This window comes from Streptococcus sp. SM5, assembly GCF_027497975.1.
Genome location: NZ_JAJNSC010000034.1, coordinates 1 through 25,242, shown reverse-complemented (window position 1 = coordinate 25,242; position 25,242 = coordinate 1). Strand labels below are relative to the sequence as shown.

At 38.5% G+C, this 25,242-nt stretch carries 28 protein-coding genes and 1 tRNA gene; 1 reads left to right on the top strand and 28 read right to left on the bottom strand.

The annotated features are described in order from the left end of the window. Nucleotides 1–19: 19 nt before the first annotated feature. The 3 genes from PAN07_RS16405 to pbp2a all read right to left on the bottom strand — a co-directional run bounded on the left by PAN07_RS16405 (nt 20) and on the right by pbp2a (nt 3,066). Nucleotides 20–91 (bottom strand) — tRNA-Glu (locus tag PAN07_RS16405). A gap of 68 nt (nt 92–159) precedes the next feature. Then, nucleotides 160–636 carry a sigma-70 family RNA polymerase sigma factor gene (locus PAN07_RS16400; protein WP_269798367.1) on the bottom strand — a complete coding sequence of 159 codons (477 nt, stop codon included), beginning with the start codon at nt 634–636 and terminating at the stop codon, nt 160–162. A 192-nt stretch (nt 637–828) separates the two neighbouring features. Further along, nucleotides 829–3,066 carry a penicillin-binding protein PBP2A gene (gene pbp2a, locus PAN07_RS16395; RefSeq protein WP_269798366.1) on the bottom strand — a complete coding sequence of 746 codons (2,238 nt, stop codon included), beginning with the start codon at nt 3,064–3,066 and terminating at the stop codon, nt 829–831. An 88-nt stretch (nt 3,067–3,154) separates the two neighbouring features. Here pbp2a and PAN07_RS16390 point away from each other — a divergent pair, with 88 nt between their 5' ends. After that, complete coding sequence (locus tag PAN07_RS16390) at nt 3,155–4,036, top strand: RluA family pseudouridine synthase (RefSeq protein WP_269798365.1); 882 nt, start codon at nt 3,155–3,157, stop codon at nt 4,034–4,036. Between the two features lie 61 nt (nt 4,037–4,097). Here PAN07_RS16390 and gap read toward each other — a convergent pair whose 3' ends face one another. From gap to rpmD, 25 genes are all read right to left on the bottom strand, one after another. Beyond that, nucleotides 4,098–5,108, bottom strand: coding sequence for a type I glyceraldehyde-3-phosphate dehydrogenase (gap, locus tag PAN07_RS16385; RefSeq protein WP_269798364.1), 1,011 nt, complete (start codon nt 5,106–5,108; stop codon nt 4,098–4,100). A gap of 163 nt (nt 5,109–5,271) precedes the next feature. After that, nucleotides 5,272–6,573 (bottom strand): FtsX-like permease family protein, encoded by a 1,302-nt coding sequence (locus tag PAN07_RS16380; RefSeq protein ID WP_269798363.1) that lies wholly within the window; start codon nt 6,571–6,573, stop codon nt 5,272–5,274. Continuing rightward, the gene (locus tag PAN07_RS16375) at nt 6,542–7,225 is read right to left on the bottom strand and encodes an ABC transporter ATP-binding protein (protein ID WP_269798362.1); all 684 of its coding nucleotides are present in this window, start codon (nt 7,223–7,225) and stop codon (nt 6,542–6,544) included. Before PAN07_RS16375 ends, PAN07_RS16380 begins: the two co-directional genes overlap by 32 nt. 162 nt (nt 7,226–7,387) lie before the next feature. Then, nucleotides 7,388–8,308, bottom strand: coding sequence for an XRE family transcriptional regulator (locus tag PAN07_RS16370; protein ID WP_269798361.1), 921 nt, complete (start codon nt 8,306–8,308; stop codon nt 7,388–7,390). Between the two features lie 124 nt (nt 8,309–8,432). Then, nucleotides 8,433–11,084 carry a bifunctional acetaldehyde-CoA/alcohol dehydrogenase gene (gene adhE / locus PAN07_RS16365; RefSeq protein ID WP_269798360.1) on the bottom strand — a complete coding sequence of 884 codons (2,652 nt, stop codon included), beginning with the start codon at nt 11,082–11,084 and terminating at the stop codon, nt 8,433–8,435. 193 nt (nt 11,085–11,277) lie between these two features. Further along, nucleotides 11,278–11,691, bottom strand: a complete 414-nt coding sequence (locus PAN07_RS16360; RefSeq protein ID WP_269798359.1) for an MORN repeat-containing protein — start codon at nt 11,689–11,691, stop codon at nt 11,278–11,280. Then, on the bottom strand, nt 11,684–12,121 hold the full coding sequence (locus tag PAN07_RS16355; RefSeq protein ID WP_269798358.1) for a low molecular weight protein-tyrosine-phosphatase: 438 nt from the start codon (nt 12,119–12,121) through the stop codon (nt 11,684–11,686). Before PAN07_RS16355 ends, PAN07_RS16360 begins: the two co-directional genes overlap by 8 nt. Nucleotides 12,122–12,169: 48 nt before the next feature. Further along, nucleotides 12,170–12,490, bottom strand: a complete 321-nt coding sequence (gene yajC, locus PAN07_RS16350) for a preprotein translocase subunit YajC (RefSeq protein ID WP_269798357.1) — start codon at nt 12,488–12,490, stop codon at nt 12,170–12,172. 115 nt (nt 12,491–12,605) lie between these two features. Further along, the gene (tkt, locus tag PAN07_RS16345) at nt 12,606–14,582 is read right to left on the bottom strand and encodes a transketolase (RefSeq protein WP_269798356.1); all 1,977 of its coding nucleotides are present in this window, start codon (nt 14,580–14,582) and stop codon (nt 12,606–12,608) included. Between the two features lie 118 nt (nt 14,583–14,700). Beyond that, entirely contained in the window at nt 14,701–15,321 is a 621-nt protein-coding gene (locus PAN07_RS16340) for a ribonuclease P (protein ID WP_269798355.1), read from the bottom strand. Between the two features lie 53 nt (nt 15,322–15,374). After that, nucleotides 15,375–16,349 (bottom strand): RNA-binding cell elongation regulator Jag/EloR, encoded by a 975-nt coding sequence (gene jag / locus PAN07_RS16335; RefSeq protein ID WP_269798354.1) that lies wholly within the window; start codon nt 16,347–16,349, stop codon nt 15,375–15,377. A 14-nt stretch (nt 16,350–16,363) separates the two neighbouring features. After that, nucleotides 16,364–17,179 (bottom strand): YidC/Oxa1 family membrane protein insertase, encoded by an 816-nt coding sequence (locus PAN07_RS16330; RefSeq protein ID WP_185928464.1) that lies wholly within the window; start codon nt 17,177–17,179, stop codon nt 16,364–16,366. Continuing rightward, the gene (rnpA, locus tag PAN07_RS16325) at nt 17,154–17,525 is read right to left on the bottom strand and encodes a ribonuclease P protein component (protein ID WP_269798368.1); all 372 of its coding nucleotides are present in this window, start codon (nt 17,523–17,525) and stop codon (nt 17,154–17,156) included. Before rnpA ends, PAN07_RS16330 begins: the two co-directional genes overlap by 26 nt. 305 nt (nt 17,526–17,830) lie before the next feature. Continuing rightward, complete coding sequence (locus PAN07_RS16320; protein WP_269798353.1) at nt 17,831–19,168, bottom strand: PFL family protein; 1,338 nt, start codon at nt 19,166–19,168, stop codon at nt 17,831–17,833. A gap of 9 nt (nt 19,169–19,177) precedes the next feature. Further along, nucleotides 19,178–19,444 carry an ACT domain-containing protein gene (locus tag PAN07_RS16315; RefSeq protein WP_269798352.1) on the bottom strand — a complete coding sequence of 89 codons (267 nt, stop codon included), beginning with the start codon at nt 19,442–19,444 and terminating at the stop codon, nt 19,178–19,180. 262 nt (nt 19,445–19,706) lie between these two features. Further along, nucleotides 19,707–20,093: a 50S ribosomal protein L17 gene (rplQ, locus tag PAN07_RS16310; protein WP_261076466.1), complete on the bottom strand. Its 387-nt coding sequence runs from the start codon at nt 20,091–20,093 to the stop codon at nt 19,707–19,709. A gap of 11 nt (nt 20,094–20,104) precedes the next feature. Continuing rightward, nucleotides 20,105–21,040 (bottom strand): DNA-directed RNA polymerase subunit alpha, encoded by a 936-nt coding sequence (locus PAN07_RS16305; RefSeq protein ID WP_269798351.1) that lies wholly within the window; start codon nt 21,038–21,040, stop codon nt 20,105–20,107. A gap of 43 nt (nt 21,041–21,083) precedes the next feature. Continuing rightward, the gene (gene rpsK / locus PAN07_RS16300) at nt 21,084–21,467 is read right to left on the bottom strand and encodes a 30S ribosomal protein S11 (RefSeq protein WP_001118386.1); all 384 of its coding nucleotides are present in this window, start codon (nt 21,465–21,467) and stop codon (nt 21,084–21,086) included. A gap of 17 nt (nt 21,468–21,484) precedes the next feature. Further along, entirely contained in the window at nt 21,485–21,850 is a 366-nt protein-coding gene (rpsM, locus tag PAN07_RS16295) for a 30S ribosomal protein S13 (RefSeq protein WP_004251117.1), read from the bottom strand. 17 nt (nt 21,851–21,867) lie between these two features. After that, entirely contained in the window at nt 21,868–21,984 is a 117-nt protein-coding gene (gene rpmJ / locus PAN07_RS16290; protein ID WP_001808836.1) for a 50S ribosomal protein L36, read from the bottom strand. A 24-nt stretch (nt 21,985–22,008) separates the two neighbouring features. Further along, complete coding sequence (gene infA, locus PAN07_RS16285) at nt 22,009–22,227, bottom strand: translation initiation factor IF-1 (RefSeq protein WP_001029883.1); 219 nt, start codon at nt 22,225–22,227, stop codon at nt 22,009–22,011. 117 nt (nt 22,228–22,344) lie between these two features. Then, nucleotides 22,345–22,983: an adenylate kinase gene (locus PAN07_RS16280; protein WP_269798350.1), complete on the bottom strand. Its 639-nt coding sequence runs from the start codon at nt 22,981–22,983 to the stop codon at nt 22,345–22,347. A 156-nt stretch (nt 22,984–23,139) separates the two neighbouring features. Next, nucleotides 23,140–24,450: a preprotein translocase subunit SecY gene (gene secY / locus PAN07_RS16275; protein ID WP_250307902.1), complete on the bottom strand. Its 1,311-nt coding sequence runs from the start codon at nt 24,448–24,450 to the stop codon at nt 23,140–23,142. A 12-nt stretch (nt 24,451–24,462) separates the two neighbouring features. Beyond that, on the bottom strand, nt 24,463–24,903 hold the full coding sequence (rplO, locus tag PAN07_RS16270; RefSeq protein WP_250307901.1) for a 50S ribosomal protein L15: 441 nt from the start codon (nt 24,901–24,903) through the stop codon (nt 24,463–24,465). Between the two features lie 145 nt (nt 24,904–25,048). After that, nucleotides 25,049–25,231, bottom strand: coding sequence for a 50S ribosomal protein L30 (gene rpmD / locus PAN07_RS16265; RefSeq protein WP_000057241.1), 183 nt, complete (start codon nt 25,229–25,231; stop codon nt 25,049–25,051). Nucleotides 25,232–25,242: the final 11 nt, after the last annotated feature.

Genomic DNA, 25,242 nt, shown 5'->3' with positions numbered 1-25,242 from the left:
TTCTACTGCAACACACTCATAGTCCGTACGGGATTCGAACCCGTGTTACCGCCGTGAAAAGGCGGTGTCTTAACCCCTTGACCAACGGACCCGAGCTTTTTGACTCTTTCTATTATACCTACTTTTTCTCCCTTGTCAAGAACTTGGGTTTATTTTTTTCTAATATGGTGAAAAATCTTTTAATAGAATACTTAATTCTTTTAACAGCCGACGCCTTCCTTTAAATCTTTCGTCAGCCACTAATCGCTCAAATAATTCTAAATCGTTTTTATTTAGACCCTTCTTATATTTTTTTAGCATCTCGTGTAGGGCATAGTATTCATCTAGCAAGAGTCCTCCATCTGTAATTCGGTGACTTATCTCACTTACTTCTTCATATACTTGTCGATCCAATTTTCTTTTTTGACTCTCTTGTTTTCGTATTGCATCTAGTATTCTATTTCTAAATTTCGTTTTAAAGTAAGTATATATTTTTTTGTCTTTCCTTTCCATCAACTCAGGATGTTCTTCTAACAATTCATATAAGCAAAGCATACCTTCTTGATCCCAATCTTCAACTTCCCACAAGTGTAAATAATATTCTTTTCGACATTTATGAACAATTGCTTTTACTTCTTGATATTTTTTTTCTAGCATATTTCCTCCTTTTTCTCCAATGAGTATATCAAAGCTTCATAAGAAATAATCCTGTCCTCTTTCTTTTGTCTATTTTTCCGCCTCTTGTGTACTTTTTTATATTAAATTCTTTTTTAAAAACTCTAAATTGCTATAAAAGACACAACAAAATGACAGGAAATAATTTCCTGTCATTTTTTAAATCCTTTACATTTAACGGAATAAATCTACAATTGTATCCCAGACTGTTTGTGCTTTTTCCTTAATTTTAGCTTCTGAAATCGCATGGCCAGCTTCATCAACTATGTTTTGAGCTTTACTGCGTATATCAGTTAACAAGTCATTTGTTTGTGACTCTGTATTTGTAGTCTCATTTTTTATGTTTGCTGGTGCAATACCATTTATTTCATAAGCGTTTTGAACTGTAAATGTGCTTCCTGGTGTATAAGGAAGAATCGTTTCGGATATATTCCTAAATATATGCGCGGCACCATTTGAAGTTGAACCAGCTAGGTAGTGACTCTCATCCGTGGTCGGAAATCCAAGCCAATGGCTAATGACGATATCAGGTGTATATCCAATAACCCACTGATCACTTGTATACTCTGGATTAAAAACAGTTTCTGTTGTTCCTGTTTTCCCAGCCATGACATAATTTTCTGGAGAAGAACTAATACCTGTCCCATTTGTGAAGGTCCCAAGCATCATGCTAGTCATCTTATCAGCTGTAGACTTTTCCATAACTCGTTTTTGGGAATTCTTATGTGTAGCTATGACTTGCCCACTGGCATTCTCAATACGAGTGATAAAGTGAGCTTCTGGCATTAAACCTTCATTTGCAAATGCTGCATAAGCCTGAGCCATCTGAAGTGGATTGGTTTCTACTCCACCACCCAGTGCTACGCCTAATACTCTATCGACACTGCTCATGTTAAGGCCAAACTTTTCACCAGCCTCGAAAGCTTTATCAATTCCAAGTTCTTTCACAGTTGCCACTGCTGGGAGATTTAAAGATTCAGCCAAGGCTTGATACATTGGAATTTCTGGAGCCGTCTTAATGCCAGCATAGTTGTCTATTTTATAATCACCGTACTGCATGGTATGATTGTCTAACTCTTTGTTTATTGACCATCCAGCTTCAACTGCTGGAGTATAGACCACAAGTGGTTTAATAGTAGACCCTGGGCTCCTTTTTGATTGAGTTGCATAGTTAAAATTTCGGAAACCTGTTTTATTACTTCCAGCAACACGACCAATAACACCTCTAACTCCCCCCGTTTTTGGCTCTAAGGCAACACTTCCTGATTCAGCATGTGTTCCATCTTCAGCCGTAGGAAACAGAGTGGTGTCTTCATAGATGACCTGCATATTAGCTTGATAATTTTGATCCAGTTCTGTATAAATGCGATAGCCGTTATTAACAATTTCCTCTTCTGTTAAATGATATTTTTCAACTGCTTCATTCACTACTGCATCAAAATATGAAGGATAACGGTAGTCTGAAATTTTTCCTTCGTATGCATCATGCAACTGAGAGGCCATATCAACTCCAGCCGCTTCTGCCTCCTTTTCTTTATCAATATAGCCAGCCGCAACCATATTTTGTAAGACTGTATCCCTACGATTAGTCGAATCCTCAATTGAATTTAATGGATTATATATTTCTGGTCCTTTTAGCATCCCTGCCAAAGTTGCTGCTTGATCTAGAGTTAATTGTGATGCTGAAACCCCGAAGTATTTTTTACTTGCATCTTCAACTCCCCAAACTCCATTACCAAAGTAAGCATTATTCAAATACATAGTTAGAATTTCGTTCTTACTATATTTTTTGGTTAATTCCAAAGCTAAGAAGAATTCTTTCGCCTTCCTTTGAACAGTTTGATCTTGTGACAAATAAGCATTTTTCGCCAACTGCTGAGTGATGGTAGAGCCCCCACCTGAGCGACCAGCTGTTAGTATAGCCATGAAGAAACGAGCGTAGTTTATCCCATCATTTTTGTAAAAACTTCGGTCTTCCGTTGCAATAACTGCCTTTTGTAAATCTTCACTAATATCTGTAAGTTCAACATAGGTTCCTTTTTGACCAGATAAGGCTCCTGCTTCATTCTCCTCTCGGTCTAAAATCACTGTTCGAGTTTTCAATGCATTTTGTAAGTCAGTTACATTTGTTGATTTTGCCAAGGCGAATAGATAGACACCAACAAACAAACTGACACTAAGGCCCAGAATAAGTAAGATTTTTGTCAGATGGTAGCGACGCCAAAACTTGCGAATAGGGCCAACATGCCCAGCTTTCTTACGATTACCTCTCGACCGCCGCAAGTCGCTCTGATCACTTTCTTCTATTTCAATATCATTTATCTCAATGTCTTGAGTTTCAGTCTCTTGAATTTCAATATCCTCTTTCTTAAATAAAGAAAGAAATCTTTCAAATAAATTATCTAATTTCATGCGTTTATTTTATCATCTTCACCTTAGGAAGACAAGAATTAAGCTAGTTCCGCTATCCAAAGTGCCTATTTTTTGTTACAATAACTGTATGAAATTTACCTTTATAATTCCCGATTCTTTACCTGAAATGACGGTTAAAACTTTCTTAGAAGAACAGTTACTTATTCCTAGAAAAATCCGCCATTTCCTAAGGACAAAAAAGAACATTCTTATCAACCAAAAAGAAGTTCACTGGCAACAAATCATCAAATCAGGGGATAAATGCCAATTAACTTTCGATGAAGAAGATTATCCAACAAAGGAAATCTCACTGGGAAACTCTGATCTCGTACAAGAAGTTTATCAAGATCAGCATTTAATTGTCGTTAACAAACCTGAGGGCATGAAAACTCATGGCAATCAACCTAATGAAATAGCCCTTCTCAATCATGTATCAGCTTATGTCGGTCAAACATGCTATGTTGTTCATCGTCTTGATATGGAAACCAGTGGCCTCGTTCTCTTTGCTAAAAATCCTTTTATCCTTCCTATTCTCAACCGTTTACTAGAAAAAAAAGAAATTTCTCGTGAGTATTGGGCTCTAGTTGAAGGGGCATTTAGAAATAAGGAACTTGTTTTTCGAGATAAAATTGGTCGCAGTCGCCATGATCGTAGAAAACGACTTGTTGATCCTAAAAACGGTCAATTCGCTGAAACGATTGTTACTCGATTAAAGAAGTTTGAAGACGGTTCTTCACTCATTCGTTGTAGGCTAAAAACTGGACGGACACATCAAATTCGTGTACATCTTTCCCACCACAATCATCCTATCCTAGGTGACCCTCTATATCATCCAAAATCTAAAACACCTCGACTAATGTTACATGCATATAGGCTATCTTTTACTCATCCTTTAACTATGGAGAAAATAAAATTAAGTGCTTTATCCGACTCCTTCGAGGCAATATTAAAAGCAAAGGATGACCGTTAAGTCATCCTTTTTCTAAATTAAAAAGGCAAGGTATGAAACCTTGCTTTTTATGTCTCAAGAATTATTTAGCAATTTTAGCGAAGTATTCAAGAGTACGAACAAGTTGTGCAGTGTAAGACATTTCGTTGTCATACCATGAAACAACTTTAACCAATTGTTTACCGTCAACGTCAAGAACTTTAGTTTGAGTTGCGTCAAACAATGAACCGTAAGCCATACCTACGATATCTGAAGAAACGATTTGATCTTCAGTGTAACCGTATGATTCGTTAGCTGCTGCTTTCATAGCTGCGTTCACTTCATCAACAGTAACGTTCTTTTCAAGAACTGCAACCAATTCAGTAACTGATCCAGTTGGAGTTGGAACGCGTTGTGCAGACCCGTCCAATTTACCGTTCAATTCTGGGATTACAAGACCGATAGCTTTAGCAGCACCAGTTGAGTTAGGAACGATGTTTGCAGCACCAGCGCGAGCACGACGAAGGTCACCACCACGGTGTGGCCCGTCAAGGATCATTTGGTCACCAGTGTAAGCGTGGATAGTAGTCATCAATCCTTCTACAACACCGAAGTTATCTTGAAGAGCTTTAGCCATTGGAGCCAAGCAGTTTGTAGTACATGAAGCACCTGAGATAACTGTTTCAGTACCATCAAGAATGTCGTGGTTAGTGTTAAATACAACTGTTTTAACGTCATTTCCACCAGGAGCAGTGATAACAACTTTTTTAGCTCCGCCTGGGTGCAAGTGTTTTTCAGCTGCATCTTTCTTAGCGAAGAATCCAGTTGCTTCAAGAACGATTTCTACACCGTCGTTAGCCCAATCGATTTGTTCTGGATCACGTTCTGCAGAAACACGAACGAATTTACCGTTAACTTCAAATCCACCTTCTTTAACTTCCACAGTTCCATCGAAACGACCTTGAGTTGTGTCGTATTTCAACAAGTGTGCAAGCATAACTGGGTCTGTAAGGTCGTTGATGCGAGTAACTTCAACACCTTCTACGTTTTGGATACGGCGGAAAGCAAGACGACCAATACGTCCGAAACCGTTAATACCAACTTTAACTACCATTAGTGATTTCCTCCTTATGAAAATCATGAAATTTTTATTGTGAAAAGAGTAACTTGAATCACTACAAATCACCTTTCAACATTCTTATTATATAACTATTTGAGTTAAATTGCAAGCGCCGGCCTTGATTTTCAAACTACTTTCTTTTTAATACCGTGCTCCCCTATTCATAGCGTAAAGATTCCACTGGATCCATTTTGCTAATTTTACGAGCTGGGAAGTAGGCTGAAATATACCCAAGTAGTAAAGCAAAAATTAGAGTTCCAAAAATTGAGAGAAGATTCAATTCAAAAACTTTAGAGATAGACGGATAAAAATGATGAACAGTAACATTCGCTAGACTGCCTATCCCTTGAGCAATGATGAAAGCTATAAACAAGGCAATTCCTACAATCCAAAGAGCTTCGTAGATAAAAATTCCTTTCACATCCCTATTTTGATAGCCAACGGCCTTCATGACACCGATTTCCTTAGAACGTTGCATGATATTGATATAAATGATGATGCCTATCATAACTGCTGCCACCACAATCGCTTGTGAAGAAAGAACAATCAGTAATCCCTGGATGACACGAATAAAGGTAATCACAATATCAAGAACAGCCTGTTGAGAAAGAACTGTATACTTCTTATTTTTCTGCAATTCTTCTGTTACTGTTTTCGTACGAGATGGGTCTTTAAGTTCTAAAATAAAATAGGATACGGCCTTTGTGAATTCAGCTTCTTTTAAAATCGTTTCCATTTGATAGGCTGGCATAAAACTGTTACTATCTTCTGCATCATCTTCATCATTGATTACACGCACAATATGAGTTTGAAATTGAGAAGTCTTGCTACCTTCAGCAGCATTTTCTACAATGCTTGCTAATACTTTTTTGCCTATAACATCACTAGCTGTAAGATTTTTCCCTGTTTGTTCATTCCAATTTTTCAGTAGACTCATCGGAATCGTTAATCCCTGTTCGTTAACATCCGTATAAAGAGAGCCTGCTAGCACTTTTTCTTTTTCATTGCTAGTAACAGAAATACTTGTATCTTCATACAAACTCACGACCTGAGCGTAAGAAGGCAGGGCTTGGCTAAAATCCACTTCGTGTCCGTCTATGCTAATCTTTGACATGGTCATACCAAAAGGGCTCTCTAGATATTTAATATTTTCTTTCCCAATCGTATCTGTGATATAGTTCTTATCTTCTTGGTTTAGAAAACCTCTTCCAGCAACGCTTGAATTCAGTGCAATCTGAACTTGGGAAGGGAGCTTACCTCCGTTGGTATTTTCATCAATCATCGAAATCAAGGCATTCCCTAGACCAAAAGAAATCAACACGCCTACAAAACCAATCGAGGTTGCTACTGCAATCAACAAGTTACGCCACTTTCTTTCCATAAAGTTACTCAAAGAAAGTTTGAATTTATTTTTAAAGGACAATCCTTTATTTTTTGACTTCTTCAACGACTTCACCATCCTTCATTTTGATAATCACATCTGCATATTCAGCTACTTCTGGGTTATGAGTCACAATCAGTACTGTTTTCCCAGATTTGGCCAAACTTTTGAACACTTCCAAAACCATCTCCTGAGATTGCGAATCGAGCGATCCAGTTGGTTCATCAGCTACAATCATATCCGGTTGATTGACCAGAGCACGCGCAATCGCTACACGTTGTTTTTGACCTCCAGAAAGTTGCTTGACATTTTTAGCCATAAAAGGTTCCATGCCTAGACTAAGAAGTTGCTCCTGAGCGATTCTTGTCATTTCTTTATCCGATAAATCTTTGACATAGAGAGGCAACTTGACATTATCTAGAACAGATTGATGGGGGATGAGATTGAAGTTTTGAAAGACAAACCCAATGTTGTCTTTGCGAAATTGAGTCAATTCAATCTCCGATAGTTCTCTGAGAGACTCCCCTTTAAAATCTAAAACTCCCTCGTACTCCCTATCAAGACCACTGATGATATTCAGTAGACTGGTTTTTCCACAGCCTGACGGACCATAAATCGCAGTAATTTTCCCTTCAGCAATCTGCAGGTTAATATTTCTTAGAGCTTGCTCTTTATGTTTGTCGTCCAAAGCGTAAAATTTTGAAATATTTTTCATGGATAAAAAGGACATTATAATCTCCTTTAATTACTTGTGATACCGTGTACCGATACAAACTATATTTATCTATCAGATTCAAAAGGAATCAAAGAATTCCTCTCTCTTTTTTACGAATTCATTGTAACAAAAAAGCGACATTCCTCCAATGACAGAAATGTCACTCATATAAAGCATTTAAAGATATCTTTCTAAATCCTCGGTCCATTCATTATCTAAACTAACGAGTAACTGCTCATTACCAAACATCCTTGCCATCATTTTTGCTTCTTCATACTTTTGTTTGGCTGTTTCATAATCCGTCTGAATATAATATTTCCACTCAAGCATCAAGACAATCGGTTGTTTTTGAAAATCTCGTGTTTTTTGCCCTATTTTATTTAACGTTTCAACTGCCCTCTTAAAATAATGAAACAGCCCCATAATCTCTATACAAGTTAAAGAAGCCAGTAAGGAATCTCTAAGTAAGTCTAAACAATCGAACTCTATCTTATCAATCTGCGAACTTAGTTTCTCATGAAAATAAAGAATATTCTCATACTCAAATTCTTTTATTTCACCCGCTTTCAAACCATCCATTAAGTTACATACAAAATACAACCTCAGTCTTAATAGATCCTCCGCTTTATATACATCTCTGGATAGTAAGTCCTGCAGTCCATTTTCAAGCACACTTTCACCATACAAGGAATTACTAGTTGCTCTTACTGCATCTATGGCTTGAAGACAATCCACTAGCACTTTCTCATCACGTGGCAAATCATCATAAAAATATTCGAAAATCTCATCAAAATATTCTTCCTTCTGTTCCTGCAACTCTTTGTCTCCATAGTCAGGATGATGAAGAAGAAAGTATTTTAATTCTTGGTAACGTTTAGGTAATTCCTTATAGTCTGGCATCAAGACATAGGATGGAATATCTAGCCTATTCGCTATATATTCTAGTGTTTTTATCGTAGGACGAAATTCTCCTTTTTCGATGCGGACCAACTGACGGACTGATAATTCTGACTCATCTCCACAAAAAACTGGACGACTAAGTCCTTTCTCTTCTCTAAGAAGTCTTACCTTATCACCTAATTCATTCACTGCTCGCACTTACCCTCGCATCATTATAAAAACTTTGAAATTCAAACAAACTTACATGCTCATTCTAACATTTTTCAATTAATTTTACAAAAAATAGAGACAGGATTTCTCCCGCCTCTAGGCTGATAATCTATTATTTACGACGTCCTGGACGTTCTGCATAACCATAGTAAGCATCTGCCATGATTTCTTCCATGTGAGATACCATTGGTAAGCGTGGGTTAGCAGGTGAACATTGGTCTTCGTATGCAAGCAAGGCAATTTCATGCAAGCTGTCTTTCCAAGCTTTTTCATCAATTCCTTGATCCTTGAAGTTCATCTTGATACCTACTGCAACACCAAGTTCGTAAACAGCTTTAGCGTATGCTTCAACTGCTTCTTCAGGAGTTGAGTGAGGCAAACCAAGCATTTTCGCGATGTCTTGGAATTTCTCATCAGCTTTCCAGTAGTTGTATTTAGGCCATGTAGTAGTCTTAGATGGACGAGTTCCGTTGTAACGGATTACGTATGGAAGCAAGATAGCATTTGTACGTCCATGAACAGTGTGGTGAACCGCACCGATCTTGTGGGCCATTGAGTGGCTCATACCAAGGAAGGCATTGGCGAAGGCCATACCTGCCATTGTAGACGCATTATGCATTTTCTCACGAGCTTCTGGATCAGCTGTTTTAACTGATTTTTCCAACCATTCAAAGACAAGTTTGATTGATTGAAGAGCGATACCATCTGTGTAGTCGTTAGCGAAGTTTGAAGTGTAAGCTTCAGTTGCGTGAGTCAAGACGTCCATACCTGTATCAGCAGTGATGAAATCTGGAACTGATTCAACCAAAGCAGGGTCAACAATCGCAATCGTTGGTGTCAATGAGTAGTCAGCCAATGGATATTTACGGTTGTTTTTCTTATCAGAGATAACGGCAAATGGTGTTACTTCTGAACCTGTACCTGAAGTTGTTGGGATACCGATGTACTTCGCTTTCTTACCAAGTGATGGGAAGCGGAAGGCACGTTTACGGATATCCATGAATTTTTGAACCAAGTCACGGAAGTCGATTTCTGGTTGCTCGTAGAAGAGCCACATTACTTTAGCAGCATCCATCGGTGAACCACCACCAAGAGCGATGATTGTGTCTGGTTCAAATGCTCTCATCACTTCAGTACCACGTTCTACAGTTGTGATATCTGGATCTGGTTCAACATCTGAGAAGACTTGGACAGTTACACGGTTGCTACGTGCGTTCAATTGATCGATAACTCGTTGAACAAAGCCAAGTTTTTCGATCGATTTGTCAGTAACGATCATAACGCGTTCAATATCTTCACATGTTTGAAGGTATTGGATAGAATTGCGTTCGAAGTAAATTTTTGAAGGAACTTTAAACCATTGCATATTATTTCTACGTTTCCCTACTTTCTTGATGTTTAGAAGGTTAATAGCACTCACGTTATCACCAACTGAGTTGCGTCCGTATGAACCACATCCAAGTGTCAATGATGGAATGAAGGCATTGTAAACGTCACCGATACCACCAAAAGTAGATGGAGAGTTCCAGATAATACGCATTGCTTTGATTTCTGTACCAAAGCGTTTAGCTAGCTCTTCGTCTTTTGTATGGATAGCTGCTGAGTGACCAAGTCCATTGAACTCAACCATTTGACGAGCTTTTTTAAGTCCATCTTCAGTATCTTCAGCTTTCAATACTGCAATGACTGGTGACAATTTTTCACGAGTCAAAGGCTCATTTTCTCCAACTTCTGCACATTCTGCAGCAAGGATATTAGTTTCTGCTGGCACTTTGAAACCTGCTTGTTCTGCAATCCATGTTGCTGGTTTACCAACGATGTCAGCATTCAATTTTGCTCCAGCACAGTTCTTGCTGTTTGCTTTAGCGCCAAAGCAGAATTGTTCCAAGAGGGCTTTTTCTTTTTTATTAACAAAGTAAGTGTGGTAAGATTTGAATTCTGCAACAAATTCGTCGTAAACTTCTTTATCGATGATAACTGCTTGCTCAGACGCACAAACCATACCATTGTCAAATGATTTAGACATAACGATGTCATGAGCTGCTTGACGAAGGTCAGCTGATTTTTCGATGTAGGCAGGAACGTTTCCGGCACCTACCCCAAGAGCTGGTTTACCACATGAGTAAGCTGCCTTAACCATGGCATTCCCACCAGTAGCAAGGATAGTTGCAATACCATCATGATTCATAAGAGCAGCTGTTGCTTCCATAGATGGTTCTGTAATCCATTGTACACAGTTTTCAGGAGCTCCAGCAGCAATCGCAGCATCACGAACAATTTGAGCAGCATGCGCAGAAGATTCTTGAGCAGACGGGTGGAAAGCAAAGACAATTGGATTACGCGTCTTCAATGAGATTAAAGCTTTAAAAATCGCTGTAGATGTTGGGTTTGTTGTAGGTGTAACTCCACAGATAACCCCAACAGGCTCTGCAATTTTAGTCAAGCCAGTAATTGGGTCATCTTCGATAACTCCAACAGTTTTCACACCACGCATGTTGTTTACAACGTGTTCACAAGCAAACAAGTTTTTTGTAGCCTTGTCTTCAAATACACCACGTTCTGTTTCTTCGATTGCATGTTGAGCCAAAATTCCGTGTGCATCAAGTGCTGCAACTGATGCTTTAGCCACAATGTAGTCCACTTGCTCTTGATTTAATTTACGCATTTCCTCAAGTGCAACTAAACCTTTTTGTACCAAACCATCTACGTGCTTCTCTGCAGCAAGTTGTCTTTGTTCAGGTGTTACAGTTTTTTTATCAGCCATATTTTCCTCCATAGCTTTAAAGGAATTTATCCCTTTGTTAATTTTTTCACAAGTTTATTATAACTCTTTTTTAGAATTTTGTAAATAGTTTCACATAGATTTTCATAAATTTTTTTAGGAACTAGTTTTATTACGGGGGATTGAGCTTCTCTAAAACTATTTGGGCAATCAAAAAAGCCCCTTTAGAAAGAAGCTATTTTGATTGTTGGAATAGGCCTTGCTTGAAGTCACCTTCATAGACCAATTGTTGTTCAGTTGTTAATTTTCCTTTTCCCTCTGCCTGCCCATTCACAAAGTCACCCTCATAAACCCAACCATCTTTGGATTGGTAAGTTCCCTTTCCATTGAAAGCGCCATTGCTAAAATCTCCAGTATAGGTATCTCCATTAGAAAAAGTAAGGGTCCCTTGTCCATTCATTTTGCCACGGACCAGACTGCCATCGTATACGATTGTATCTCCGTCAAGTTTGAGAACAGCCTTTTTAGGTAGACTGCTGTATATTACAAAGATGGCACACAAGCCTATAACCACCATTGTTGCAATCTCTAAACGAGGGCGTGTTAGGTAAACACGATATTTTTCATAGAGTTTTTTTATATTATCCATTTTTAGTCTCATTTTCTAAACGAACTAACCAAGCTTGGCAGCCAGTTAATACTCGATTGTAAGTTTCTTCAAAATCACCTGTGTACCAAGGATCTGGAACACTTTCCTCAGCAAAAGGATATATCTTGTGTCGATAAGCGCTAGGACACATCTTAAGTAAATCAGAAACATTAGACTCATCCATGCCAAGAATATAGTCAAAATGTTCAAAATCATCTTTTGAGATTTGTTGCGAGGACTTGATGCTATCATAGTCGACACCATGTGTCTTGAAAATGCCTTGAGTCCCCTTGTGAATAGGATTTCCATGTTCCCAAGATGACGTAGCCCTGCTTTCAATCTGGTAATGATCTGTTAAGGATTTCATGACAAATTCTGCCATAGGGCTACGACAAATATTGCCCAAACACACAAAGACAATTTTTTTCATTATTTTTCCTTTATATTTATATAAAAACGGGAATGATTCCACCCCGTTTTAGTCTTCAATTGCACTACCCTCTTCGATCACTGCTCCCTCAGGAGTAATAGCTTCTTTGATTGGTAACACAGTTTTAATAGCTCCAAGTTCAAAAGTCAAGTAAACTCCGTCTACATCAAGTACGATCGTTCTGTTTTCGGTATCAACTTCATCAACTGTACCGTATAAACCACCGATAGTAATGACTTCATAGCCTTTTTGAAGTTTATTGAGACTCTCCATGCGTTTTTCAGCTTGTTTCTTTTGAGAACGTTGCATAAAGAACATCAAGGCAAACATCAAAACAAGCATAATCAAGAATGTTAAATTCCCACCCATTATTTTTTCTCCTTTGTAATTCAGATAAAACTACTATATCAAATTTCACTATTTTTTACAAGATTGCACCTTAGTTTTAGGTCAATAAAAAACCAGAGCAAAGCTCTGATTTTTCTTATTTCAAGTTGTTTACAAGTTCTACTAAGTTTTCAACTGTAAATCCATACTCTGCCAACACTTTTGAAGCTGGGGCAGATGCTCCAAATGTATCAATACCGAGAACTGCTCCATCAAGACCAACGTATTTGTACCAGTTTTGAGTCGCTCCCATTTCAACCGCCACACGGCGACGAATCGCATTTGGTAGGATTTCTTCTTTGTATGCGGCATCTTGTGCATCAAAGACATCCGTAGATGGCATGCTGACTACGCGAACTTTTCCACCTTGACTTGCCAATTCCTTAGCAGCTGCAACAGCTAGGTTCACTTCTGAACCTGTTGCAATCAAAATCGTGTCAAAGTCTGCTGCATTTTCATAGACAACATAAGCACCTTTCGCAACCTTATCAAAGTCTGTTCCTTCCTCAACAGTCAAGTTTTGACGAGTCAAGACGAGGGCAGTTGGTGTCTTTTCACTCTTCACTGCTAGGTACCAAGCTGCTTGAGTTTCACGCGCATCTGCTGGACGGAAAACATTCAAGTTTGGAATAGCACGAAGACCTGCCAAATGTTCAATCGGTTCATGAGTTGGTCCATCCTCACCAACAGCGATTGAATCATGGGTAAAGACATAAGTTACAGGAAGACCTTGCAAGGCTGACAAACGTACAGCCGCTTTCAAGTAGTCTGAGAATACGAAGAATGTTCCACCATAAACACGAAGTCCGCCATGAAGAGCCATTCCGTTCAAAACAGTACCCATTGCAAATTCACGAACACCAAATTGGATATTACGGTTCAGGCGATTTGCATCGTCCTGAAGTCCGTCAGTTTTGATGTAAGTCATATTTGAATGAGCAAGATCGGCAGAACCACCTAAAAAGTTTGGCATTTTTTCTGCTATAACATTCAAAGCATCTTGGCTAGAATTACGAGTTGCTTGAGAGAAACCATTTTCTAGCACTGGGAAATCTTCTGGCTTCAAGTCAACTGGATCACGTCCATCAATGATTGCTTCCACTTCTGATGCCAGTTCTGGGTAAGTTTCTTTATAATCTGCAACTAGTTTTGTCCATGCTTCATATGCTGATGCACCTCGGTCCGCCACATTTTCTTTGAAGTCTGCATAAACTTCCGCTGGGATTTCAAAAGGCTCATAGTCCCAACCAAGCGCTTGACGGGTTGCTGCAGTTTCATCAGCACCAAGAGGAGCACCGTGCACTCCATTTGTCCCTTGCTTATTAGGAGAACCATAACCAATGATTGTTTTAACTTCAATCAAGGATGGTTTCCCTGAAGCCTTAGCTTCTTCGATAGCTGCTTGAATAGCTTCTAAGTCTGTCCCATCTTCTACTAAAACTGTATGCCAACCATAAGCATCGTAACGAGCGCGAACATTTTCTGTAAATGAATCTTTTGTTTCACCATCTAAGTTAATGTCATTTGAATCGTAGAGAACAATCAACTTGTCTAGTTTTTGCAAACCTGCGTATGAAGCTGCTTCACTGGATACACCTTCCATCAAATCCCCATCTCCACAGATGACATAAGTATAGTGATCAAAGATATTGTAGCCTTCACGATTATATTTAGCTGCAAGGAAACGTTCTGCTTGAGCAAAACCTGTCGCAGTCGCAATTCCTTGTCCAAGAGGACCTGTAGTCGCATCAACTCCTGCTGTATGACCGAACTCTGGATGCCCTGGGGTTTTTGAGCCCCATTGACGGAAGTTCTTCACTTCATCCATGCTTACATCTTCAAATCCAGATAGGTGAAGAAGAGCATAGAGGAGCATTGATCCATGACCTGCTGAAAGAATAAAACGGTCACGGTTAATCCAGTTTGGCTGTGCTGGATTGATACGAAGATTTTTTGTAAAAAGATTGTAAGCCATCGGAGCTGCACCCATAACCACCCCTGGGTGACCTGAATTAGCTTTGTTAATAGCGTCAATACCTAAGAAACGAATAGCATTAACAGATAGATTTGACATAGAATTTCCTTTCTATTTAAGGTGATAAGTTTATCACATACCCTATTCTACTATTATATGAAAAAACAGATAGAATAGCAATAATACAATTTACTATAAAATGGCTAGCCCGAAGAGCTTAACTCCTAGTAGCTTGATAGTAGGGCAATAACCTCTGATAAGCTTTTTCTAAATCTACTAGTAACACTTCAATGCTAGTTTCAGAACTAATAGGAACATTGGTCTTAACTAATACTTTACGAATCCTACGACTATCCAGCTGATTCTGTAAGAAGTTTCTATTTTCTTCTGTAGCTTCTATTCTATAGCTCTCACCATTTTCCTGAACCCAATAATATACCCTTTGGGTCACTGGAATAGTCAATACCTTTGCTTGTTTCATCAATGAATTCTCATCCCTCTTCCTTTCAATAAAGCTGACTTCAAGGGAAATCCCAAAATTATTCGTATTTCCGTATAAACGGAGGGCCAGCATTGGATCTGCAACTGATCCATCTGACTGTAAATAGGCCCAAAAATGAGGACGAAGACGTTGAGCTTGATTCATCCACTGACTAGTCGGATGCAAGTCCCAATCAGAATACATTTCTTGAAAAAGTTTGGCTATTTGAGTAAATGTTTTTCGTGCCACCTGGCCTTTTTTTCTTAGAGATAGCATTCTATCTTTGGCATCCCCAGCCTTCTCGGGACTCCGATACTGTTCTCCTTCGTGAATAAGATAATCCTTTATTTCTCTCATTTGCTTCCTTCTATATTAGAAAAATCAGGGAAACCCTGATTTTTATTTCTATTTTACTCTGTATCGACAACTACGTAACGGTTCGGTTCGTCACCTTCTGAATAACTAGTGAGTCCCTCCATACGTGAAATAATACGGTGGATAATTTTTCGTTCACTACTTGACATCGGATCTGTCATTTGACTACGCCCTTCTTCAAGAGCTCGTGTCGCTAGTTTTTGAGCATAACTCTGTAAAACTTCTGCACGATGCTCTACATAATCATTAACATTGATAGTGATGTAGAAAGTTTTTGAATAACGGTTATAAAGATAATTTTGTGCCAAAAGTTGAAGAGATTTCAAAACTTTACCATGGTATCCAATGATACGCCCTGGCTCATTTGTATCAATCTGCATATTGATTGAACGACGATTAGAAGTGCTTGAAATGGCCCCTTCTACATCCATATCATCAATGATTCCTTGAACATAACCAGTCACATCTTCAACGACTTGATCTATATCATAGGTTGCCTCTACCTGAATGCCAAGGTCCTCAAGATTAGAGCTCTCATCAGCTTCCGTAACTTGGTTAGCTTCTGATTGTTCTTCAACTTCTTCAGGTTGCAAGTCTTTCAAAATTTCGATATGTCCAGTTTCTTCCAAAATAGTGCTAGCTTCTTTATCGTTTTTCAAAATTTCAGCCTTAACTTCGTCAGATACCCCTTGACCCTCTTCTTCAATTTTCTTAATAGCTTCAACCACATGACCTAAGTCAACTGTTGCTTCACTCACTGTCTTAACGGGCTCATTTTGTTCATTGATTTCTTTTGGAACGCCTTTGATAGCTTGCTGATTAGCTTTTACGACTGTCGTCTCGCTGATTGGCTCAATATCAACCTGGGCTGGTTTTTTACCAAAAAGACCCAAAAATCCATTTTTCTCTCTAGAAATAACTTTGATATGAGCTTTCATTCTAGGAATTTCTAATTCTTTTAATCCATTCTGGATTGCTTCTTCAACAGTTGAACCTGTAAATAATACCATTACTAGATTCCTCCTTACTTTTTCTTTTTCTGTGCTTTTTTCAAAGCTTTTCTTTTCTTAACTTCTAAATCTTTCTTAGCTTGAACTCCAGCTTCGCGTTCAGCAATAATCTTGAAAGGATTGTTCAAAATATAGGTTTGCAATACTTGATAAGCATTTGAAACCGCCCAGTACAGAGCGACACCACTTGGAGCAGATATTGCAAAAAAGAAGATTATGACAGGCATCCCATACATCATACCCGTCATAGCACCATTTTTCTCAGGCAAGGCTTTATTTGAAAGCCAGCTACTGAGGAAGGTAAATAGGGCGGCCAAAATAGGTAATACGAAAGTTGTATCAGCTCCACCTAAATTGAACCACAAGAAATGCCCAGTCTTCAAAAAATCTACGTTTGATAAAGCTTGGAAAAGAGCCAACAGAATTGGCATCTGAATCAAGAGTGGCCAAAATGATGCAGATTGCTTTATGCCTAATTCTTTAAATAGTTTACGTGTTTCCTGATCCAGCTTGGTACGACTTTCCATATCGCGCCCCGGATACCGCTCGCGTAATTCTTTGATAAGAGGTTGCGCCTCTTGCATTTTTCTGGATGCCACCATTTGTGTTTGAAAGACTGGTAATAGTATTGTTCTGATCAAGACTGTGAACAGAATAATCCCTAGACCAATGCTTACATCAAATGACAAAAAACGAATGGTTTCAGCAAAAAAATAAACAAGTCTACTCCAAAAATCGGTCGAATCAGCAGACACTTCACTAGTTGTACAAGCAGTCATTACCAACAAGGACAAACCTAACAAACTAGTCAATTGTAATTTCTTCTTCACTCTCATTTCCTTCCTGGTATATATTTGCTAATCTCAGTACATGTAGTAGGTTTTTCTCTATCTCGGCGTAGTTCATTTCTTCTACACCTTTGCGGGCAATTACAACAAAATCGAGATTCTCGATTATCTGATCCTTATGCGCAATCAGAACATGGCGAATTCTTCTTTTAATTTGGTTTCTCGTCACAGCATTTCCTAATTTTTTACTGACGGATAAACCAACTCTAAAATGTTGCTCACTGTTTTCTAATCGGTAAACAACAAATTTACGATTAGCTACACTTTTCCCTTCTTGAAATATTGCATTAAAATCTTTCTCTTTTTTTACACGAAAGCTTTTTCTCAAAAATCCTACTCCATCTAATAAAACTACTACTATTATACCATAATTTTTCAAAAAGCCAATCATGGCAAGGTTTTAGACTGATTTGACTACAAAAAAGTAACCATTTTAAAAAATTAATTAGAATAAATGAGATTTTACTACTTTTTGAGACTATAAAACAAAAGCCACTCTTACGAGTGGCTTTTGTAGGAGATTATTATGAAAAAGTTTAGGATTTCTATTAAATAAAGTTAGGAGGTCTTTATTTAATGATTATAGTATACACACTTATCCTTAAATTGACCTTAAACCATTTTATTTTTTTATTAATTTTTAAAACTATGGATTGGAGCCGGAATTTGACCTCCACGAGCAATAAAGTCGACTGATGAAGCCCCGTTGACCTTCATTACTGGCGCCGTCCCCAATAGGCCTCCAAACTCAATCATATCGCCTTCTTTACCCTTTGGAATGATACGAACAGCCGTTGTTTTCATATTAATGACACCAATTGCTGCCTCATCCGCGATCATGGCCGCAATGGTTTCGGCAGGTGTATCTTCAGGGATAGCAATCATATCCAAACCAACTGAACAGATAGCTGTCATGGCTTCTAATTTCTCAAGATTTAGGGAACCATTCTGCACCGCAGCTATCATACCCTCATCCTCTGAAACTGGGATAAAAGCACCTGACAGACCACCGACTTGGTTGCAAGCCATTACTCCGCCTTTTTTTACTTGGTCGTTTAAAAGAGCTAAAGCGGCAGTGGTCCCATGAGTCCCAACTGTTTCAAGTCCCATTTCCTCGAGGACCCGAGCTACAGAATCCCCCACTGCAGGAGTAGGTGCTAAACTCAAATCAACAATCCCAAAATCAACTCCTAGTCTTTCACTAGCCATCTGGCCAACTAATTGACCAATCCGAGTAATCTTGAAGGCTGTCTTTTTAACAGTCTCTGCCACTACATCAAAGCTTTTCCCACGAACTTTTTCTAAGGCACGTTTGACTACACCAGGACCTGAAACACCAACATTAATAATAACATCAGCTTCGCCAACACCATGAAAGGCTCCTGCCATAAAAGGATTGTCTTCAACTGCATTGGCAAAAACGACTAGTTTAGCAGCTCCCATATCAGAAAGACTAGCAGTTTCCTTAATGATTCGTCCCATATCTGCAACTGCTGTCATATTGATTCCAGACTTAGTTGATCCAATATTTACTGAAGAACAAACTTTATCAGTTTCAGCTAAGGCACGTGGAATCGAGTTGATCAGTATTTCATCTCCTTTTTGGTAGCCTTTTTGAACCAAGGCAGAAAAACCACCAATAAAATCAACACCAATTTCTTTTGCTGCTCTATCCAAAGCTTTGGCTAACGGTACATAGTCTGTTGCATCTGTAGCAGCACCAATTAGGGAGATTGGTGTTACTGATACACGTTTATTGACAATGGGTATACCTAACTCAGCAGCGATTTCATCACCGACAATGACTAAATTTGCCGCCTTAGTAGTTATTTTTTTGTAAATTTTCTCAGCAGCACGATTAATATCTGGATCGATACAATCCAAAAGCGAAATCCCCATGGTGATGGTACGAATATCGAAATTTTGCTCTTCAATCATTGCAATAGTTTCTGTAACTTGTCTAATATCCATCATTACCTCCTAGATATTATACATAGCATCAAAAATCGCTGCACTTTGAATATTAATCTTAACATTCAAGGTCTGACCAAAGGCTTCAAATTCATTACGAAGATAGGTGAAATCCTGTTTATTAGCACTAGAAACAACAGCCATCATCGTAAAATACTCATCCAAAACAGTCTGTGAAATATCATCAATATTCAATCCTAACTCTGCAATCTTTGTTGCTACACCAGCAACAATCCCAGATTTATCTTTACCAATTACTGTAATAATAGCTTTCATACTTACCCTCTACTCATTAAATTTAGACAAACTGAAGTATTTTGGTTTTCTATTTCACTAGTATAGCATATTTCAGATAAAAATACGCAAAAACGCCTGCTTACGAAATTGTTCTTAAGCTAAAAACAATTTCGTAAACAAGCGTCTACCCTATCATCTTATGATGAGTGTTCCCGCTAGGATATAAATCCTAGCGGTAGACCAGAGCTAGACTAAGAGCCACAAGACTCCATCATCATAACACTCAACAAAATTGATGATTTTATACTAATTCGATAATCGCCATTGGCGCTGCATCACCACGACGTGGTTCAGTCTTAAGGATACGAGTGTATCCACCGTTACGTTCAGCATAACGAGGTGCGATTTCTGAGAACAATTTTTGAAGTGCTGTAGTAGAAGTATACTTATCAGTTGATTCATCATAGTTTTCAGATGCGATTTCATTACGTACAAAAGCAGCAGCTTGACGACGTGCATGCAAATCACCACGTTTACCTAGAGTAATCATTTTTTCAACAGTTTTACGGATTTCTTTAGCACGAGCTTCAGTTGTCACGATTGATTCGTTGATCAAAAGGTCAGTTGTCAAATCGCGAAGCATTGCTTTACGTTGTGAGCTAGTGCGTCCTAGTTTACGGTAAGCCATGTATTCCTCCTTTATTTATCTTTTAATCCAAGACCCAAATCAATGAGTTTGAGTTTCACTTCTTCCAAACTCTTGCGTCCAAGATTTCTTACTTTCATCATCTCTGCTTCAGATTTTTCTGTCAAATCATGCACAGTATTGATACCAGCACGTTTTAAACAGTTATATGAACGCACAGACAAATCAAGTTCCTCAATCGTACGTTCCAAAATACGGTCGTCCGATTCAGTATCTGCTTCTTTCATCACTTCTGCTGACTTGGCAATTTCTGTAAGATTTGTAAACAAATCAAGGTGTTCAGTCAAAATACGTGCTGAAAGCCCTAAAGCATCTTCTGGAATAATTGTTCCATTTGTTAAGATTTCAAGGGTTAATTTGTCGAAACCATCATTGCTTCCTACACGAGCAGGTTCAACTTGATAGTTGACTTTTGTAACTGGTGTATAAATAGAATCTACAGCAAGTGTTCCAACAGGTGCATTATCTCTCTTGTTTTCATCAGCAGGTACATATCCACGACCACTGTTAACAGTCATAGTCGCTTTAAATGATGAACCCTCACCGATTGTGAAAAGATAATGATCTGGATTTACGATTTCAATGTCACTATCAGTTAAAATGTCTCCAGCTGTTACTTCAGCAGGTCCTTCAACATCAAGTTCAATGATCTTTTCGTCTTTTACATAAGATTTAACCGCAATTCCTTTAATGTTCAGAATGATTTGCATCACGTCTTCACGAACACCTGGAATCGTATCAAATTCATGTAGTACACCATCGATATCGATAGAGGTAACAGCCGCTCCTGGAAGAGAAGCAAGAAGTACACGACGAAGAGAGTTACCAAGTGTTGTACCATAACCACGTTCAAGTGGTTCGATTACAAACTTGCCATAATCTTTATTTTCATCAATTTTTGTTATATTTGGTTTTTCAAACTCGATCATTTAGTTACTCCCTCTTAAACGAAAAGCAGTGTAAAGGTAATGATTATACACGGCGACGTTTTGGAGGACGAGCACCATTGTGTGGCACTGGAGTCACATCACGAATTGCTGTTACTTCAAGACCAGCGGCAGCAAGAGCACGAATAGCTGACTCACGACCAGAACCTGGACCTTTTACAGTAACTTCAACTGATTTAAGACCGTGTTCTTGTGCAGATTTAGCAGCAGCTTCTGAAGCCATTTGAGCAGCAAATGGTGTAGATTTACGAGAACCTTTAAAACCAAGAGCACCAGCTGATGACCAAGAAATTGCATTACCATGCACATCAGTAATCATAACAATAGTGTTATTAAATGTAGCGTGAATATGAGCAATACCAGATTCGATATTCTTCTTCACACGACGTTTACGTGTTGGTTTAGCCAAGACTTTTACCTCCTATATTATTTTTTCTTACCAGCAATCGCAACAGCTTTACCTTTACGAGTGCGAGCGTTGTTTTTAGTGTTTTGTCCACGGACAGGAAGTCCACGACGGTGACGGATTCCACGGTATGAACCGATTTCCATCAAACGTTTGATGTTCAAGTTCACTTCACGACGAAGGTCACCTTCAACTTTGATTGCATCCACTTCACGACGGATAGCATCTTCTTGATCAGATGTAAGATCACGAACACGAATATCTTCTGAAACTCCAGCAGCTGCCAAAATCTTTTGAGATGTTGCAAGTCCGATACCATAGACATAAGTCAATGAGATAACTACGCGTTTGTCATTTGGAATATCAACTCCAGCAATACGAGCCATGTTTTCTCCTTTCTATCTTATCCTTGACGTTGTTTGTGTTTTGGATTCGCTGGGCAAATTACCATAACACGACCATTACGACGAATTACTTTACAGTATTCGCAAATTGGTTTGACCGATGGTCTTACTTTCATTTCTTATCCCTCCAAGTTTTTCGATTATTTAAAGCGGTAAGTGATACGTCCACGTGTCAAGTCGTATGGACTCATTTCAACAGTAACACGATCTCCCGCTAAAATACGAATATAGTTTTTACGAATTTTACCAGAAACTGTTGCTAAAATCTGATGTCCATTTTCAAGTTCAACCGTAAACATTGCATTAGGCATAGTATCAACTACTTTACCTTCAACTTCAATCACATCGTCTTTTGCCACGCAAAAGTACCTCCATAAATTTCGATTTGATGCCTCTAGACACAGAGACAACAATTATAAGTCAGACTAACTCAGTATAACATTTGTAGAGACATTTTGCAAGCATGAAAAACGCTTTTATTTCAAATTTGTCAATACTTTTTCGATATCTGCAAAGACTTCATTAATATCCTTGTTTCCTTGGATATCGTGCACCAAACCTTTGTTGCGATAGTAAGCAATAATAGGTTCACCTTGAGCGATATTCACATCTAAACGACGCTTGACAGTCTCTGGTTTATCGTCTTCTCGTTGGTAATAATCTTCCTCTTTATAATTAACTGGTGGATTAAATACCTTATGGAAAGTTTCTCCAGTGACACGGTGGATAATACGACCGCTCAATCGTTCCAAGAGTGAATCCGGGTTCACTTCGATATTAATAACCCCTTCGAGTTCAATACCAAGATCTGCTAAAATTTGATCCAAAGCATGCGCTTGTTCAATAGTACGTGGGAAACCATCCAAAAGGAATCCTCTTTCCTTAATATCATCTTGAGCCAAACGTTCTTTGACGATGCCATTTGTAACTTCATCTGGAACTAGCTCTCCTTTATCGATATAAGATTTAGCAAGAACACCCATTTCGGTTTGGTTGGCCATAGCTGCACGGAACATATCCCCTGTAGAGATATGGGCAACGTTAAATTGTTCTACAATCTTTGCTGCTTGTGTGCCTTTACCTGCTCCAGGTAATCCCATAATCAAAAGATTCATGATTTAATCTCCTTATTTTATTTTTAAGTAGAAGTACAAATATTTTTCTACTCTTACTTAAAAACAAAATAGAAGAGAGGAGTAAAAAATCTGACAAGGTCTTTGATTTTTACACTCCACTCTCTAAGTAATAGTGAATGAATATTTCTATTACATTTATTCTGTTCTATCCATGAAGCCAACATATTTACGTTTCAATAGATATCCTTCTAACTGCTTAATTCCTTCAATACCTGTAGAGATAATGATTAGCAAACTTGTTCCCCCAAAAGCGACAACTTCTGAGAGACCAAATAAATCTTTAGCTACGATTGGTAAGATAGAAATCACACCAAGGAAAAGTGAACCTACTGTTGCAAGGCGACGAAGAAGTTTTGACATATACTCTTCTGTTCCTTTACCAGGACGGACACCGTGGATATAGGCCCCACTCTTTTGTAAGTTTTCTGCAGCTTTCTCTGGATTAATCTGTACGAATGTATAGAAGAAAGTGAAGAGAATAATTAGCAGAGCATACAAAGCAATTCCTGTAGGCGCTGATGTAGATAACATCTCTTGAGCAGTACGAACCCATTCCCAGTTTAGTCCAGTTGCACTTACAAACTGAAGTATTGCTGCTGGCGCTGCTGTAATGGAACTAGCAAAGATAACAGGAATAACTCCAGCTGGATTTATCTTCAATGGAAGATATGAACTAGATGGTGCACCCTGTGCTACCTTTGTATATTGGATTGGGATTTTGTATTCAGCTTGTTGCACGTACGTTGTGAAATAGATAATCAACAAAACTGCAACAATTAAAATACCAACAAAGATTAGTGACGAAGTGAAGCGATCACTCGGTACATTGACAAAGTAATCAACATAGATGCCTTTAATCATGTCAGGAATTGAAGCAACAATTCCGGCAAAGATGATCATTGACACACCGTTACCGTATCCTTTATCTGTAATCTGCTCTCCCAACCAAGTTACTATCATACTTCCCGCAGTTAAAATGATACCAATCATAATAAAAACTTGCGGAGTCAAGTCAGTAGTTAAAAGTTTAGCTCCTGAAAGAGCGTTAAATCCAGCAGTAATTCCGATAGATTGAACAAATGCAAGTACAAGCGCAATATATCGAGTTGCTTGATTTAACTTTCTTCGACCAACTTCCCCTTGTTTCCCCCACTCTACAAACTTTGGCAATAAATCCATTTGTAGAAGTTGAACAACGATTGAAGCGGTAATGTAAGGACTAACACCAAGCGCAAAAACTGAGAAGTTTTTCATGGCATTACCTGACACCAAGCTTAACATATTTAAGAAGGATAAACCGCTCAAAGCGTTTAAGCTATTGGCATTTACCCAAGGAACAGTGATACTAGTTCCGATACGAAATACAAGGACAATAAAAATTGTAAATAAAATTTTTGATCGCACTTGTTTAACTTTGAGTGCTTCTCTCAGTAATTTAAAAAACATAGGTCACCTCTCTTAGATGACTTCAACTGAACCACCTTTAGCAGTGATAGCTTCTTCAGCTGATTTAGAGAATTTAGCAGCTTTAACAGTCAACTTCTTAGTCAACTCACCGTTACCAAGAATCTTAATACCTGATTTTTCAGCTTTAACAATTCCTGATTCTACAAGTACCACTGGAGTTACTTCAGCACCGTCATCAAAGGCGTTCAATTGATCAAGGTTTACAATAGCATATTCTTTAGCGTTGATGTTTGTAAATCCACGTTTTGGAAGACGACGGAACAATGGAGTTTGTCCACCTTCAAAACCAAGGCGTACTCCGCCACCGCTACGAGCTTTTTGACCTTTTTGACCACGACCAGATGTTTTACCGTTACCTGATGAAGTACCACGACCTACACGGTTACGATTTTTACGAGAACCTTCTGCAGGTTTCAATTCATGAAGTTTCATTATATATTTTCTCCTCTTTTGTAAAATGCTAGCGCCGATAAGAGAGAAAAGGTTGTCTCAACTATCAACTCGCCTATACTGAGTCATTTAAGATGACTATATCTAGTTTTAGGGGATGGTCTTATGCACATCCCCTAAAATTTTATTAGTTTACTTCTTCAACTGTTACCAGGTGAGATACTGCAGTGATCATACCACGGATAGCAGCGTTATCTTCTTTAATAACAGAGCTGTTCAATTTGCCAAGTCCAAGTGCTACAACAGTTTTACGTTGTGATGGAATGCGTCCGATTGGAGACTTAGTCAAAGTAATTTTAATTTGAGCCATTTTATCCCCTT